The 14,810-nt window shown below is 69.8% G+C and carries 14 protein-coding genes; 6 read left to right on the forward strand and 8 right to left on the reverse strand.

Features of this window, described 5'->3' with window-relative positions:
• Positions 1 to 3: 3 nt before the first annotated feature.
• On the reverse strand, positions 4 to 2,274 hold the full coding sequence (gene recG, locus ABZV44_RS19435; protein ID WP_354837855.1) for an ATP-dependent DNA helicase RecG: 2,271 nt from the start codon (positions 2,272 to 2,274) through the stop codon (positions 4 to 6).
• On the reverse strand, positions 2,275 to 4,092 hold the full coding sequence (locus tag ABZV44_RS19440; protein WP_354837857.1) for a DAK2 domain-containing protein: 1,818 nt from the start codon (positions 4,090 to 4,092) through the stop codon (positions 2,275 to 2,277).
• 300 nt (positions 4,093 to 4,392) lie between these two features.
• Here ABZV44_RS19440 and rpmB point away from each other — a divergent pair, with 300 nt between their 5' ends.
• Complete coding sequence (gene rpmB / locus ABZV44_RS19445; RefSeq protein ID WP_011210730.1) at positions 4,393 to 4,584, forward strand: 50S ribosomal protein L28; 192 nt, start codon at positions 4,393 to 4,395, stop codon at positions 4,582 to 4,584.
• 73 nt (positions 4,585 to 4,657) lie between these two features.
• Positions 4,658 to 5,194: a GNAT family N-acetyltransferase gene (locus tag ABZV44_RS19450; protein ID WP_354837862.1), complete on the forward strand. Its 537-nt coding sequence runs from the start codon at positions 4,658 to 4,660 to the stop codon at positions 5,192 to 5,194.
• Here ABZV44_RS19450 and ABZV44_RS19455 read toward each other — a convergent pair.
• The 3 genes from ABZV44_RS19455 to ABZV44_RS19465 are packed head-to-tail and all read right to left on the reverse strand — an operon-like array spanning position 5,178 to position 7,132.
• Complete coding sequence (locus tag ABZV44_RS19455) at positions 5,178 to 5,438, reverse strand: hypothetical protein (RefSeq protein ID WP_354837864.1); 261 nt, start codon at positions 5,436 to 5,438, stop codon at positions 5,178 to 5,180. The two genes, ABZV44_RS19450 and ABZV44_RS19455, sit on opposite strands and share 17 nt — an antisense overlap.
• Before the next feature lie 33 nt (positions 5,439 to 5,471).
• Complete coding sequence (locus ABZV44_RS19460) at positions 5,472 to 6,149, reverse strand: uracil-DNA glycosylase (protein WP_354837984.1); 678 nt, start codon at positions 6,147 to 6,149, stop codon at positions 5,472 to 5,474.
• A gap of 47 nt (positions 6,150 to 6,196) precedes the next feature.
• A complete protein-coding gene (locus tag ABZV44_RS19465; protein ID WP_354837866.1) occupies positions 6,197 to 7,132 on the reverse strand; it encodes a thiamine-phosphate kinase in 936 nt (311 codons plus the stop codon).
• 171 nt (positions 7,133 to 7,303) lie between these two features.
• Between ABZV44_RS19465 and ABZV44_RS19470 the strand changes: the two genes are divergently transcribed.
• Positions 7,304 to 8,095, forward strand: a complete 792-nt coding sequence (locus tag ABZV44_RS19470) for a DUF3515 domain-containing protein (protein WP_354837868.1) — start codon at positions 7,304 to 7,306, stop codon at positions 8,093 to 8,095.
• Between the two features lie 46 nt (positions 8,096 to 8,141).
• Here the strand turns inward: ABZV44_RS19470 and ABZV44_RS19475 are convergent, their stop codons facing one another.
• From ABZV44_RS19475 to ABZV44_RS19485, 3 genes are all read right to left on the reverse strand, one after another.
• Complete coding sequence (locus ABZV44_RS19475) at positions 8,142 to 8,441, reverse strand: DUF6191 domain-containing protein (RefSeq protein ID WP_354837870.1); 300 nt, start codon at positions 8,439 to 8,441, stop codon at positions 8,142 to 8,144.
• Between the two features lie 107 nt (positions 8,442 to 8,548).
• The gene (locus tag ABZV44_RS19480) at positions 8,549 to 9,646 is read right to left on the reverse strand and encodes a D-alanine--D-alanine ligase family protein (protein ID WP_354837872.1); all 1,098 of its coding nucleotides are present in this window, start codon (positions 9,644 to 9,646) and stop codon (positions 8,549 to 8,551) included.
• 64 nt (positions 9,647 to 9,710) lie between these two features.
• Positions 9,711 to 10,706 carry an NAD(P)H-dependent glycerol-3-phosphate dehydrogenase gene (locus ABZV44_RS19485; protein WP_354837874.1) on the reverse strand — a complete coding sequence of 332 codons (996 nt, stop codon included), beginning with the start codon at positions 10,704 to 10,706 and terminating at the stop codon, positions 9,711 to 9,713.
• A 135-nt stretch (positions 10,707 to 10,841) separates the two neighbouring features.
• Between ABZV44_RS19485 and cofC the strand changes: the two genes are divergently transcribed.
• The 3 genes from cofC to ABZV44_RS19500 all read left to right on the forward strand — a co-directional run bounded on the left by cofC (position 10,842) and on the right by ABZV44_RS19500 (position 14,769).
• Entirely contained in the window at positions 10,842 to 11,543 is a 702-nt protein-coding gene (gene cofC, locus ABZV44_RS19490; protein ID WP_354837876.1) for a 2-phospho-L-lactate guanylyltransferase, read from the forward strand.
• Positions 11,544 to 11,605: 62 nt separating this feature from the next.
• Positions 11,606 to 13,813, forward strand: a complete 2,208-nt coding sequence (locus ABZV44_RS19495) for an RNA degradosome polyphosphate kinase (RefSeq protein WP_354837878.1) — start codon at positions 11,606 to 11,608, stop codon at positions 13,811 to 13,813.
• Positions 13,810 to 14,769, forward strand: coding sequence for a bifunctional NUDIX hydrolase/histidine phosphatase family protein (locus ABZV44_RS19500; protein WP_354837880.1), 960 nt, complete (start codon positions 13,810 to 13,812; stop codon positions 14,767 to 14,769). Before ABZV44_RS19495 ends, ABZV44_RS19500 begins: the two co-directional genes overlap by 4 nt.
• Positions 14,770 to 14,810: the final 41 nt, after the last annotated feature.

A 14,810-nucleotide genomic window follows, 5' to 3' on the forward strand; every position in this document is an offset into this window, starting at 1 on the left:
CCGTCAGGACTTGGCCAGATACTCCAGGCGTTCGCCGTCCACGGCCGCGCGCATCATGCTCGCCAGGCCGGGATGGTTCCGCAGGCCCGGATCGGACTCGACGATCTCGCGCGCCAGCTGCTGTGCGGCCGTGATGACTTCGAGGTCGTCGAGCAGCGACAGCAGCCGCAGGCTGCGGGCCGTGCCCGACTGCGCCGAGCCCAGCACATCGCCCTCGCGGCGCTGCCGCAGATCCAGTACCGCCAGTTCGAAGCCGTCGGTGGTGCCCGCGACCGCCTCCAACCGGGCCATGGCCGTTCCCATCGGATTGGTCTCGGTGATGAGCAGACACAGGCCCGCATGCTTGCCCCGGCCGACGCGGCCGCGCAGCTGATGCAGCTGGCTCACGCCGAAACGATCCGCGTCCACGATCACCATGACCGTGGCATTCGGGACGTCGACACCGACCTCGACCACCGTGGTGCACACCAGCACATCGATCTCGGCGTCATTGAAGGCCCGCATGACGCGGTCCTTCTCATCGGACGGCAGCCGACCGTGCAGCAGGCCCACCCGCAGCTCCTTGAAGGCCCCGGAGCCGAGCATCTCGTACATGTCGACCGCCGAGTGGGTGGTGGGCCCCTCCTTATCCTCCTCGGCTTTCGCCCTACGGCCCTTGCCCTTTCCGTTCTCCTCCTCGTCGCCGATGCGCGAGCACACCACATAGGCCTGACGCCCCTGCGCCACCTCCTCGCCGATGCGCTCCCACGCCCGATCCACCCACGCCGGTTTCACCTTGGCGGGAACGACTTTCGAGGTGATCGGGGAGCGGCCGCGCGGAAGCTGGGTCAGCACCGAGGTTTCCAGATCGCCCAGCGTGGTCATGGCGATGGTGCGCGGAATCGGGGTGGCCGTCATGACCAGCAAGTGCGGGCTGGCGGCGTTCTTGGCCTTGGCGCGCAGGGCATCCCGCTGTTCCACGCCGAAACGATGCTGCTCGTCGACTACCACCATGCCCAGGTCGAAGAACTCCACATTGTCCTGGATCAGGGCGTGCGTGCCGATCACCAGGCCCGCCTCACCGGTGACCGCGTCCAGCAGGGCCGCCTTCTTCTGGCCCGCCGACATGGAGCCGGTCACCAGCACCACCTTGGTGGCCTGGTCGGCCGCGCCCAGCTCCCCCGCGTTCCCGAGATCGCCGAGCATCTTCGTCAAGGACCGATAGTGCTGCGCCGCAAGTACTTCCGTCGGTGCGAGCAGTGCGCACTGCTGGCCGTTGTCCACCACCTGCAGCATGGCGTGCAGGGCCACGATGGTCTTGCCCGAACCCACCTCACCCTGGAGCAGCCGGTGCATGGGATGGCTGCGCGACAGGTCGGCGGAGATCTCGTCGATGACCGTGCGCTGCCCCTCGGTCAGCTCGAACGGCAGCCGCTTGTCGAAGGCGGCCGCGATGCCGTCGGTGCGCGGCGGGCACGACTTGGCCGCCCGGCCCTCCACCTGGTGGCGGCGCTCGGCCAGCACCAGCTGCAGGGCCATGGCCTCGTCGAAACGCAAACGGCCGCGGGCGGCTTCGATATCGGCCTTGTGCTCGGGTAGGTGGATCAGGCGCAGCGCGTCGGAGACCGGCAACAGCGCGTGCTCGGTACGCAGCGCTTCCGGCAGCGGATCGTCGATGGGGTCGAGCTGGTCGAGCACCTGGCGGATGCAGCGCAGCAGATCCCAGCTCTGCACCTTGGCGGTCGCCGGGTACACCGGGATGAATTCGCGCTCGAAGAACGAGACATCCACTCCCCCCGCACCTTTCGCGCTCTGTGCCAAGCCGCGCAGCGCGCCGCCGCCGCGTACGGTGGTGAGGCTCTCGATCGACCCGTCACCCTTTTCCGGCAGGATCAGATAGTCCGGGTGCGAGAGGTTCCAGCGGTCGGGCCGCCACCAGTGCACGGTGCCCGACATCATCGCCCGCACACCCTCTTTCACCAGATAGCGCACCTTGTCGCCGTTGAAGAAGGTGATCTCCACCGGGCGGGCGCCGCCGGTGTCCAGGTTCACCTTGAGCAGGCTGCCGCGCCGGTTCTTCATGGGCCGCAGCTCGGTCTTGGTGACCCGGCCCATCACCGTGATGTGCTGGCCCTCCTCGGGCGCTTCCTCGGTGAGCGGCTGCCCCTGGGTGGCGTAGCGCAGCGGATAGTGCCGCAGCAGGTCCTCCACCGTCTGCATGTCGAAGTGCTCCTGCAGCCCCTCGGCCGCCTTCACCCCGAGCACGTGGTCGAGCCGATCCGCCAGTGTCGCCATCTATTCCACCCCGATCTGCACCAGGTCACCGGCCTGCCCGCCCGGGTACACCACCACTTCCACACCCGGGAAACCCGCGGCCACGTGCCCGGCCAGATCAGCGGAAAGCCATTCCGGCGCATCGCATCCGATGAGCATGGTCACCAATTCCCCTCCCAGCCCGAGCATCCGGTCCAGCAGCGTGCGCCCCGCCGCCCGCACATCCGGATCGATCACCACCACATCGTGGCCCACCAGGCCGAGCCCGTCCCCCGCCTCGCACATCCCCACCATGGTCAGCGCCCGCTCCGGCGCCATTCGCAAAGCCCCCCACCGTGTCCCGGCCGCCGCCTCCGACATGGCGAAGGCGTCGTCCGCCGCGGCCCGCCCCGTATCGTGCATGGCCAGCGCCGCCAGCCCCTGCACCATCGACCCGCACGGCAGCATCAGTACCTCCCGCTGCCCGTCCCGCGCCGCCACACTCACCGCCACCAGCTCGTGCGCGGGCAGCGCCCCGTTCGGCAGCACCAGTACCTCCCGCTGCCGGACCGCGCGAATCGCTTCGAGGAGCACGTCCGCCGTCACCTCGCCCTCCAGCACCACGGCGCCCGCGTCCTCGAACAGCCGCACCGCGCCCGCTCCGGCCGCCACCGCCAGAATCGCCCGATCCGTCCCGCCGGGGGCATGGGTGGACACGGTCAGCGTCTCGATGCGAATCCCGCTCAGCGCCCCCGTCTCGAGCCCGGCCTCGACCGCCGCCCCCGCATCGGCGCAGTGCACGTGCGCCGACCAGGTCTGCGACCCGTCACCCACGACGACCACCGAATCCCCCAGCGCGCCGAGCCGATCCCGCAGGGCGGCGATCCGCTCCTCGTCGGTTCCGCGCACCAGGAACATGACCTCGTAGTGCGGCGTGGCCACCGCCACCCGGCCGAACGATCCGCTGGCAGCCGAATTCGCCACCGCGACAATCGGATTCAATTCCGCTCCGGCGGCTGTTCCCGGCCCCGCGCCCGGAGCGTCCGCGTCGAGCTCGCCCGTGACGCTCACCCGGTGCTGTTCCGGTGCGCCGCGCCGGTAAGCCGGTCGCGCCGGCGCGCTCCCACCGGCCGCCGCCACCAATTCGTCCAGCAGCACCAGCAATCCGCGCGCCCCGGCGTCCACCACCCCGGCCTCGCGCAGCACCCCCAGTTGGCTGGGCGTCTCCCCCAACGCCTTGGCCGCTCCATCGGCCGCCGCCAGCGCCACCGCGACCAGATCCCGCTCCGCACAGTCGGCAGCCCGCTCGGCAGCCCGCTCCAGCACCGTGAGCATGGTCCCCTCGACCGGCGAACTCAGCGCCTCCCGCACCAGCCGCGCGGCCTGCCGCAACGCGACCCGCAGCGCCTGCTCCGTCAGCGGCCCATCGGTCACCGCGTCCGCGATCCCGCGTAGCACCTGCGACAGGATGATCCCCGAATTCCCGCGCGCCCCGATGGTCGCCGCGCGCGCCATGGCAGCGCCGACTTCCCGGGCCCGGGGCCCGCTTCCCGGATTCGCATGCGCGGCGGCGGCCGCATCCCCGGGGGCGGGCGCGCCATCCTCGCCCTTCGAGACGGCCGCGCCCGGTCCGATGCACTGGTGCAGCGTGCCCGCTGCCGCCTCGGCACCGCTGACGGCTGCCCGCATGGTGCTGAGCAGATTGGTGCCGGTGTCGGAGTCGGCGACGGGGAAGACATTGAGGGCGTTGATCTCGTCCCGGTGGCGTTCCAGGGCGCTCAGGGCGAGCCGGCCCCACCTCAGCAGGGCAGTTCCATCCAGGCCCTCGTGACCGTCGAACGCGTCCGCTACCCCGGGCACCGTCACCGTCCTCTCGCGTCGTGGAATCCCGGCAGCCAGCCTAGTCGGGGCAACCGACACCACGCCGCCACCTGGCATTCGTACGCCGCATACGGAACCGTGCCCGGGGGCTGATTGGACACGCCCGGGCACGGTTGGCTACTCTTGTCCGGTTGCCTCACGCAGGCACGGTCCTGCCCTCTCAGGTATCGGCCCGCGTTCACCAGCGATTTGCTGGTAGGTACGTCCAAGACATTAGGCTTTCGGACACGCTGTACACCGTGCAGCGCGTCCCACTATGACATGAAGGAGCTCGCGACTATGGCTGCCGTCTGTGACGTCTGCGCCAAGGGCCCCGGCTTCGGTAAGTCGGTTTCGCACTCGCACCGGCGCACCAACCGTCGCTGGAACCCGAACATCCAGACCGTGCGCGCCCAGGTTGCCCCCGGCAACACCCGCCGCATGAACGTCTGCACCTCCTGCCTGAAGGCGGGCAAGGTCGTTCGCGGCTGAATCAGCTTTTCCACAAAAGCCCCGGCACCCAGAATTGGGTGATCCGGGGCTTTTGTCTGCAGTGGGAGGACGCATGAGCGAATGGCGGGTGGTCCCGCTCGGGGCCGAGCACGCCCACGGTCTCGGCGCCTGCCATGTCGCCTGCTGGCGTGAGGCGTATCAGGGCCTGATCCCGCAGCACGTGCTGGACGCCTTCGATGTCGATCAGCGCGCGGCGGCCTGGGACCGGGTCCGGGTGAAGTATCCGGGGCACGTGTGGGTCGCCGTCGTCGACGACACCGTCGTCGGATTCGCGGCCGCCGGCCCCGCGGCCGAGGAGAACTCGCCCACGCCACGGGAACTCAATGCCATGTACGTGCGTGCCGCCTACTACGGCACCGGCCTCGCCGACGAGCTGATGCGCACGGTGCTGCCGGACGACGCCGACACCTCACTCTGGGTGTTCGAGGAGAACCCCCGCGCGCAGGCCTTCTACAAGAAGTACGGCTTCGAACTCGACGGGGAACGCCGAGTCGAAGCCTTCAGTCCCGCAATGCAGGTGCGGATGGTGCGCCGGGCGCCGCGCGACGAGGACCGGCGCCCGACGCCCGGGATCACGCCGCGCCGTTGATGCAGTCCACCTGCTGGCTGATCGACTGCACCACGCACGCCAGGCGCGAGGTCACGTTCGACGACAGGCCGCTCACGCTATTGGTGTCGAGCAGGCTGCCGACCGGGGTGACCGTGGTGGTCTTCACGTCGGGGACGTACGGGTCCAGCGTCAACGGCTCGGCGTTCGCGGCGGCCGGGGCCGCGGCCAGCGCCGCACCCGCGGCCAGCGCGACGAAAACACCACGGGCAGTCTTCTTCTGCATACACATGCTCCTGAATCAGGTAACGGATCCGCGCTACGGCAGACGCCAGTCCACCGGCGCGGCCCCTAGGGTACCCAGCAATTCGTTGGTTCGGGAGAAAGGCCGAGAACCGAAGAATCCTCGCGAAGCCGACAGCGGTGAGGGATGGGCGGATTCGATGTACGGAGTGCTGCCCAGCATGGGTTTCAATGTCGAGGCGTCGCGGCCCCACAGAATCGCCACCAGCGGCTGGTCCCGGGCCACCAGCGCGCGAATTGCCTGCTCGGTCACCGCTTCCCAGCCCTTGCCGCGATGCGAGGCCGGCTGGCCCGGCTGCACGGTCAGCACTCGGTTCAGCATCAGCACCCCCTGATCGCACCACGGCGACAGATCACCGTTGGACGGCGTCGGGAAGCCGAGATCCTTGGAGTACTCCGAGTAGATGTTCGACAGGCTGCGCGGAATGGGCGAAACATCCGGGGCCACCGAGAAACTCAGCCCCACCGGATGCCCCGGCGTCGGATACGGATCCTGGCCGACGATGAGGACCCGCACCTTGTCGAACGGCCGCTGGAAGGCCCGCAGCACGTTCTCCCCCTTCGGGAGATAGCCACGCCCCTCGGCGTTTTCGGTTCGCAGGAATTCACCCATCGCGGCAATGCGGTCGGTCACCGGCTCGAGGGCCTCGGCCCAGCCCGTATCGATGACTTCCGACAGTGGTTTCGCACCCATGTCGGGAAAACTTATCGTGTCGAGTTTCATCGCGGTACCGGACCCGGCTATGCGAAGGATTCCCAACCGGCCGGTCCGGACCGGAGGGTGCCGTCGACGGTGACGCCCGCGCCGGCGCGGACCTGTCCGATGCGCACCCAGCCCTCCGGCACATCGCCCGAATCGGCGAAAGTCGCTGCGAATGCGTGGTCTTCGCCGCCCGACAGAATCCAGTCGAGGGGGTTGACGCCCAGCGCCTTCCCCACCGCCGCCAGTCCGGGATCGGCCAGTGTCGCCGCCGCCAGATCGATGGCCACACCGGAGGATTCGGCGATATGTCCGAGATCGGCGAGCAGCCCGTCCGACACGTCGGTCAGCGCGGTGATCTCCGCGGTGTCCGGCAGCTCCAGCACTGCCTCGTACGGCGGCCGCGGAACCCGGTGCGCGGCAACGGCGTCCGCGAACTCGGCGGCGTCGGCCCCGGCCGTCAGCACCGCCAGCCCCGCGGCCGACCAGCCCAGCCGCCCGGCCACCGCCACCACGTCGCCCGGCCGCGCCCCCGACAGCTTGATGGGCGCGCGGCGCGGATCGCCGAACGCCGTCACCGAAAGGATCAGCAGCGGGCTGCGCACCATGTCGCCCCCCGCGATCGAGGCCCCGGCCCGCCCGGCCTCGGCCCACAGGCCGTCCGCCAGCGCGCGCACGAATTCGACCGGGGTGTCCGACGGGCAGCCCAGGCCCACCACGAAGGCGCTGGGCACCGCGCCCATGGCGACCACGTCCGCGGCGTTCTGCGCAATGGCCTTGCGGCCGATATCGTGCGCGCTCGACCAGTCGGTGCGGAAGTGCCGGTCCTGCACGAGCATGTCGGTGGTCACCACGAACCGGCCCTCGGGCGCGGCGATCACCGCCGCGTCGTCGCCCGGACCGAGCAGCACCCCCGGCGTCTGCGTCCGCCCCTGGTTCACCAGCGCGATGAGGCCGAATTCCCCGAGCTCGCCCACGGTGCGGGCGGCCGGAACGGACTGCGGCCTGCTGCTGGCGGTGATGGCGGTCTCCTTCGGGACGAGTGTGATGCGGACGCCTGATCGCTCGACGGTACCCTCGAACCCGCAATCGACGACCAGCAGCCGGGACGCGTGCCCGGCACGCCACGATCGGGGACCGACGACCGGATGAGCAACGACACCCGCGGCACCGAACCGGACACCACGCCGGAGCGCACCGACGCGACCGACGCCGACGCGGCGAAGGCCGCCGACGCCACGGAGCAGGCCACCGACGCCACGGCGGCGGAGACCGCAGACGCCGCGAAGTCGGAGGACTCGGAGGTCGCGGAGTCGAAGGATTCCGACGCCGTTGAAGAGTCTGCCGCGAGCCAGGACTCGGACGAGGACTATGAGGTCCGCCGCTCGCCGGCGCTCATCGCCACCGCCGTCGCCCTCCCGGTCGCGCTGGTCGTCGGGCTGCTCGTCATGGGTGTGCTGGCCAATCGGCACCACAGCCGCGACCCGCTGGTCCTGGGCGCCGTGCCCGCGCCGACCGCGTCCGGCCCGGAGTGCACCGCGCTGATGCCCGCGCTGCCCGACAAGATCGGCGACTACACCACCTCCGAGCTGGTGCAGCCCGCGCCGCCCGCCACGCACGCCTGGCAGCTGCCGGACGGCGGCGACGCCATCGTGGTGCGCTGCGGCCTGGATCGGCCGCTGGAATTCGTCAAGTCCTCGAGCATGAACCAGATCCAGACCAGCAAAGCGGCCAATGGGGACTCGGGCGTCAACTGGTTCGAGGTGCGTGACCAGACCAGCGGTGTCACCTCCGGCACCTACTGGGCGGTGGACCGTGGCATCTATATCGCGCTGACCATGCCCGACAATGCCGGACCCGGTCCGTTGCAGGACATTTCGGCGGCCATCCAGCAGACGATCCCGCAGAAGCCGATCGACCCGAACCCGATCCCGAACTGACGGCAGCCGGTCCGGCGGATATATCTGCCGGTGCTCGCTCCATCCGTCAGAGCTTGCGGAGCGTGGCCTTCCCGGCCGTGAGGTCGATCTCCACGCCCTCGTCCCCGTCACCCGGGTTCTCCCGGTGCATCAGTACCGACTGCCGCTGCTCCATCTCGTGCCGCTTGGCCGAGTTGAACGCCGCGTCGAACTGCTCCAGGCCGATGGCCGCCGCGCTGCGGTCGCCATCCTCGGCCCGCATCCACGGCAGCGCGGTCCGCCCGGTCACCCTGCGGTAGGCCACATCGGCGAAGGCCACCGCGATGATCAGCAGGGCCAGGCCGGGAATCGTCAGAGCCACGATCACCTGATCGAGGCTACGCCCGGCCCGAGGCGGCTGCCGTCGCCCGCAGGTCGCATGCGAACGGCCCGGTCCCTCATCCGAATTGATGAACCGGGCCGCCGGAGATGCGGTCAGCGCAGGCCGGTGCCGCGCGCGCGAGCCGTCTCGATGAGGGTGCTCACCAGCGTCCGGTTGTCGATGCCGGTGGCCTCCCACATGCGCGGGTACATGGAGATGGCGGTGAACCCGGGCATGGTGTTGATCTCGTTGATGACCGGACCGTCGGCGGTCACGAAGAAGTCGACGCGGGCCAGGCCCTGGCAGTCCAGCGCCCGGAAGGCCTGCACCGCCAGCTCCCGGATCTGCTGGGACACATCGTCGTCCAGCTTGGCGGGGACGTCGAACTCGCAGACGTCGTCGAGGTACTTGGTGTCGAAATCGTAGAAGGCGGGCGCCTCGGCGTCGTCCTCGGGCATCCGGATCTCTGCCACCACACTGGCTTCCACCCTGCCGTCCGGGAATTCCAGTACGCCGCACTCGACTTCGCGGCCGACGATGCCGGCCTCCACGATCACCTTCGGGTCGTGGCGGCGCGCGGTCTCGATGGCGGCGTCGAGCTCGTCCCAGCTGTCCACCTTGGTGATGCCGATGGACGACCCGCCGCGGGCGGGCTTCACGAAGACCGGCAGCGCCAGGCGAGCCCGGTCGGCGTCGGCGACCGTCGTCACGCCGGGCCGCAGCACCACCTGCACGCCGATCGGAAGACCTTCGGCCGCAAGGAGTTTCTTGGTGAACTCCTTGTCCATCCCGGCCGCGCTGGCCAGCACGCCCGGACCCACATAGGGCAGCTCGGCCAGCTCCAGCAGACCCTGCAGGGTGCCGTCCTCACCGAAGGCGCCGTGCAGCACCGGGAACACCACGTCCACGACGCCCAGCACGGTGTCGGCGCCGTCCAGCGGCACCAGCGCGCCGCCGCGCGAGGGATCGGCGGTCAGCGCCAGCGCGGTGCCCTGTTCGTCGACCGCGGGTAGCGCTCGATCCTGCGCGGACAGCGCCCGCGGATCCGCGTCGCCGAGCACCCAGGTGCCGTCGCGCGTGATGCCGATCGGAACCGCCTCGTACCGTTCGGGATCGAGGCTCGCCAGCACGGTGCGTGCCGAGACACACGACACCCCGTGCTCGTTGCTGCGGCCGCCGAACACCACCGCCACCCTGGTCCTGTTGGTCATGCCCCGAACCGTACCCGGTCGAATATGGCGGCAGTGTTACACGGTCGCCCCGACCAGGGACAGGTCATTCCGATTTCAGGCGGCGCCCCTGCAACTGTCCGACCGCCTCGGCCGCCGACAGCCCCTCGTGGCACACCTGGTGCACCGCATTGGTGAGCGGCATTTCCACCCCGTGCGCCGCGGCCAGCGCCCGCACCGATGTGCAGGACTTCACACCCTCCACGACCTGGCCATGAGTAGCGTCCAGCGCGGTCTCCATGGTGCCGCCCGCACCCAGCGCGTGCCCGAAGGAGCGATTGCGCGACAACGGCGAGGTGCAGGTGGCCACCAGATCGCCGACACCCGCCAGCCCCGCGAAGGTGACCGGCTCCGCGCCCACGGCCACCCCGAGCCGGATGATCTCGGCCAGCCCGCGGGTGATGAGGGTGGCGATCGAGTTGTCGCCCAACCCCATCCCCGAGGCGATGCCGCAGGCCAGCGCGATCACGTTCTTGCAGGCGCCGCCGATCTCGCAGCCGATCACATCGGAATTGGTGTACGGCCGGAAATAGCCGGTGGCGCAGGCGTGCTGGACCGCCTCGGCCCGCGCCACGTCCGGGCAGGCCACGACGGTCGCGGCGGGCTGGCCGGCCGCGATCTCGTGCGACAGGTTCGGGCCCGACAGCACCGCGATCCGGCTCGGATCCGCGCCGCTGACCTCCGCGACGACCTGGCTCATGCGCAGCAGGGTCCCGGTCTCGATGCCCTTGGCCAGGCTCAGCAGCGTGGCATCGGCCGGGATGAGGTCCTTCCAGGCCGCGAGATTGGTCCGCAGCGACTGTGAGGGCACCGCCAGCACCACGATGTCGGCACCGTCCAGCGCGACCACGGGATCATCGGTCGCGGCCAGGGGCGGCAACGCCACATCGGGCAGATACCAGGGATTGCGATGCTCGGTGGCAAGCACTTTGGCCACCTCCGGCCGTCGAGCCCACACGATGGTCTCGGTTCCCGCCTCCGCCAACACCTTCGCGAACGCGGTCCCCCACGACCCCGCGCCCAACACCGCTGCCCTTGCCATCTGCTCAATATATGCGTGTGTGATCGGAGCCATGCCGTTGTGGCATCTCCTGGAATTCGACGCCGCTCACACGGCCGTCATCTTGGAGTGGGAGGATTCGGGCATGCGCGCGGCCGGAGCGGAGCGGAGGGCACAGTGAACACAGCCGTGCACGCGGTGATCGCGGTCAAGAGTCTCGGACTGGCCAAGAGTCGGTTGTCCGATGGGCTGCCCGCGCATCAACGGCCGCGCCTGGTGCTGGCCATGCTGTCGGACACGGTGACCGCCGCGGCCGCCGCCCGCGGGGTGGCCTCGGTGACGGTGGTGACCCCGGATCCGGCGGTCGCCGATCTGGTGCGCGACCTGGGCGCGACGGTCCATCCCGAACCCGCCGCGGTCCCGCCGCACACCAGCGGACTGAACGCCGCCCTGGCCGCGGGCGCGGCCGCGGTGCGAAAGGCCCACGGCCCGGTCGATCTGCTTGCCCTGCAAGCGGATCTGCCCGCGCTGCGCCCGGCCGAACTCTGCGACATGCTGGCGAGCACCGGGCATCAGCGCTCGGTGGTCGCCGATCACGAGGGCAGCGGCACCGTCGCCCTGCTGGTGCGCGGCGGATCCGCCGCGCTGAACCCGCTTTTCGGTCCGGACTCCGCCCGCCGTCACATCGCCGGCGGCGCGGTGGAGTTGCTGGGCAACTGGCCCGGGCTGCGGCAGGACGTCGACACCGCCGCGGATCTCGAACGCGCCGCCGCGCTCGGGGTCGGAACGGCCACCGGCGCGCTGCTGCGTGAAATCGGCGTGTCGCAGGCGTGTCGAGGAATCGACGATATGCACCGAGCCGGGTCCTCACTGTGCTGACGCGGCGTGATCTGCGCTGCAATGGACGGTGTCAGTTCGGCACCCCACCCGCGACATAAGGAATGATCGTGAGAGTGAGCGATACGGATACCGTCAAGCAATCGCCGCTACTACCGGCGGCGCCGCCCGCGGCAACCCCACCGCCCACCGCCATAGCGCCGCTCCCGGCGGACCGCTACGTCAATCGGGAACTCAGCTGGCTCGATTTCAACGCCCGCGTCCTCGCCCTCGCCGAGGACCATTCCCAGCCGCTGCTCGAGCGCGCCAAATTCCTCGCCATTTTCGCCTCGAATCTGGACGAGTTCTACATGGTCCGGGTGGCCGGTCTGAAGCGCCGCGCGGAAACCGGACTGTCGGTGCGATCCGCCGACGGCCTGTCCCCCACCGAGCAGCTCGAGATGATCGCCGTCCGCACCCAGGAGATCGGCGAGCGCCACGCCCGCGTCTTCCTGGACCAGGTGCTGCCCGCGCTGACCGCCGAGGGCATCGCCATCATCCGCTGGGCCGATCTGGAGGACACCGAGCGGCAGCGCCTGTCCGGATATTTCCAGGATCAGGTCTTCCCGGTGCTGACCCCACTGGCGGTCGACCCGGCCCACCCGTTCCCCTACATCAGTGGCCTGAGCCTGAATCTCGCCGTGACGGTGAAGGATTCGATCACCGGCGGTGAGCACTTCGCCCGGGTCAAGGTGCCCGACAATGTGGATCGCTTCGTCCGGGTCCGCCGGGTCGCGGCCGGCAATACCGCCCCGGGCCGGGATTCCGCTGCGGCACAAGGCTCGTCCCTGGCCGCCTTCCTCCCCATGGAGGAGCTGATCGCCGCGCATCTGGATCAGCTGTTCCCGGGAATGGAAGTGGTGGAACAGCATTCGTTCCGGATCACCCGCAATGCCGACCTGGAGGTCGAGGAGGATCGCGACGAGGATCTGCTGCAGGCCCTGGAGCGCGAACTCGCCCGCCGCCGCTTCGGATCCCCGGTGCGCCTGGAAGTCTCCGACGACATGACCGAGCACATGCTCGATCTGCTGCTGCGCGAACTCGACGTGGACCCGGCCGACGTCATCCAGGTGCCCGGCCTGCTCGACCTGTCCTGCCTGTGGCAGGTCTACGGCGTGGACCGCCCCAACCTCAAGGACGCCCCCTACGTCCCGGCCACCCCGCCGGCGTTCGGCGAACGCGAAACGCCCCGAAACGTTTTCGCCGCCCTGCGTGAGAGCGACGTGCTGGTGCACCACCCCTACGACTCCTTCTCCACCAGCGTGCAGCGCTTCATCGAGCAGGCCGCCGCCGACCCGCAGGTGCTTGCCATCAAGCAGACCCTGTACCGCACCTCGGGTGACTCCCCCATCGTGAACGCACTCATCGACGCCGCCGAGGCGGGCAAGCAGGTGGTCGCGCTGGTCGAGATCAAGGCCCGCTTCGACGAGCAGGCCAATATCAAATGGGCGCGGGCGCTGGAGCAGGCCGGCGTGCACGTGGTCTACGGCCTGGTCGGGCTCAAGACCCACTGCAAGACCTGCCTGGTGGTGCGGCGCGAGGGTGCCACCATCCGTCGCTACTGCCACATCGGCACCGGTAATTACAATCCCAAGACCGCACGCCTGTACGAGGACGTCGGATTGCTCACGGCCGCACCGGAGATCGGCGCGGACCTCACCGACCTGTTCAACTCGCTGACCGGGTACTCGCGAAAGGCCAACTACCGCAACCTGCTGGTCGCCCCGACCGGCGTGCGCGCGGGCATCATCGAACGCATCGAGCGTGAGGTCGAGCTGGCCTCGCAGGGCGAACCGGCGCGAATCCGGCTGAAGGCCAACGCCATCGTCGACGAGCAGATCATCGACGCCCTCTACCGCGCCTCCCAGTCCGGGGTGCCGGTCGACATCGTGGTGCGCGGCATCTGCGGGCTGCGGCCCGGGGTCGCGGGTATGAGCGAGAACATCCGGGTGCGCTCGATTCTCGGCCGCTTCCTGGAACATTCGCGTGTTCTGCACTTCCAGGCGCAGAACGAGTACTGGATCGGCAGCGCCGACATGATGCACCGCAACCTGGACCGGCGCGTGGAAGTGCTGGCGCAGGTGAAGGATCCGAAGCTGACCGAGCAGCTGGGCCAGGTGTTCGACTCCGCGCTGCACCCGGCCACCCGCTGCTGGGTGCTGCAGGCCGACGGCAGCTGGACCGCCCAGCCCGGACCCGACGTCCCCGGCGATCAGATCCGCGATCACCAGGAGCACCTGATGCGGCTGCGACGTCCGGTGCAGCACCAGTGAGCCCGGCCCACTCCGACCCTGCCGCCGATTTCGCCGATCCCCGCGTCGCCGCCAATATTCTGGCGGCGGGCGCGGTGCTGTGGCGTCCGGCGGCAGATGGCGCGCTCGAGATCGCCCTGGTGCACCGGCCCAAATACGACGACTGGTCGCTGCCCAAGGGGAAATTGGATCCCGGTGAGACGCCGGTGGTCACGGCCGTGCGCGAGGTAGCCGAGGAAACGGGCCTGAATTCGCGCCTGGGCCGCTATCTGGGCCACGTGACGTATCCGGTGACCGGGCACCGCAAGCTCAAGCGAGTGGACTACTGGGCCGCCCGGGTCCTGGACGGGGCGTTCGAGTCCAATCTGGAGGTCGACGTCCTGGACTGGCGCCGTCTCGACACCGTGATGGACGCCCTGTCCTATCCCATGGACCGCAGCATCGTCCGGAACTTCCTGCGCCATCCCGCCGAAACCGCCACCCTGCTGCTGGTGCGGCACGCCAAGGCCGGTCGCAGCGACCGTTTCGCCGGTGACGACGACCTGCGCCCGCTCGAAAAGGCCGGTCGCGCACAGGCTCGCGCCCTGGTGCCGAACCTGCTCGCCTTCGGCGCGGCCGAAATCCTCTCCGCCCCACCGGACCGCTGTGTCCAAACTGTGACCCCGCTGGCGGAAAAGCTGGGCGTGGACGTGGAACTCGAACCGCTGTTCTCCGAATCCGGTTATGCGGCAGCACCCGATGCCGCCCGCAAACGCGCCCGCGACCTGGTCTCCGCCGATACCGTGCGGGTGATCTCCAGTCAGGGCAAGGTGATTCCGGATCTGCTGGAGTGGTGGGCCGCCGCCGACGGCATCAGCCTGCCACCGGCCCGCAATCGCAAGGGCAGCGTCTGGGTGCTGTCCTTCCACGACGGCCGTCTGATCGCGGCCGACCATCTCGACCGCGCTCTCACCCCGGCCGATCTCCCCCGGGGCTGACGGCTTTCCGGCCCGTCGGCGGGCGTTTTTTCCCCGCCGTG

The sequence above is a fragment of the Nocardia sp. NPDC004860 genome, from assembly GCF_040609015.1.
Classification (GTDB): domain Bacteria; phylum Actinomycetota; class Actinomycetes; order Mycobacteriales; family Mycobacteriaceae; genus Nocardia.

Bases quoted from the DNA above. Each gene is read 5' to 3' on its own strand.
- recG (WP_354837855.1), bottom strand. From the start codon at position 2,274: ATGGCGACACTGGCGGATCGGCTCGACCACGTGCTCGGGGTGAAGGCG.
- rpmB (WP_011210730.1), top strand. From the start codon at position 4,393: ATGGCTGCCGTCTGTGACGTCTGCGCCAAGGGCCCCGGCTTCGGTAAG.
- ABZV44_RS19450 (WP_354837862.1), top strand. From the start codon at position 4,658: ATGAGCGAATGGCGGGTGGTCCCGCTCGGGGCCGAGCACGCCCACGGT.
- ABZV44_RS19455 (WP_354837864.1), bottom strand. From the start codon at position 5,438: ATGCAGAAGAAGACTGCCCGTGGTGTTTTCGTCGCGCTGGCCGCGGGT.
- ABZV44_RS19460 (WP_354837984.1), bottom strand. From the start codon at position 6,149: ATGGGTGCGAAACCACTGTCGGAAGTCATCGATACGGGCTGGGCCGAG.
- ABZV44_RS19470 (WP_354837868.1), top strand. From the start codon at position 7,304: ATGAGCAACGACACCCGCGGCACCGAACCGGACACCACGCCGGAGCGC.
- ABZV44_RS19480 (WP_354837872.1), bottom strand. From the start codon at position 9,646: ATGACCAACAGGACCAGGGTGGCGGTGGTGTTCGGCGGCCGCAGCAAC.
- ABZV44_RS19485 (WP_354837874.1), bottom strand. From the start codon at position 10,706: ATGGCAAGGGCAGCGGTGTTGGGCGCGGGGTCGTGGGGGACCGCGTTC.
- ABZV44_RS19495 (WP_354837878.1), top strand. From the start codon at position 11,606: ATGATCGTGAGAGTGAGCGATACGGATACCGTCAAGCAATCGCCGCTA.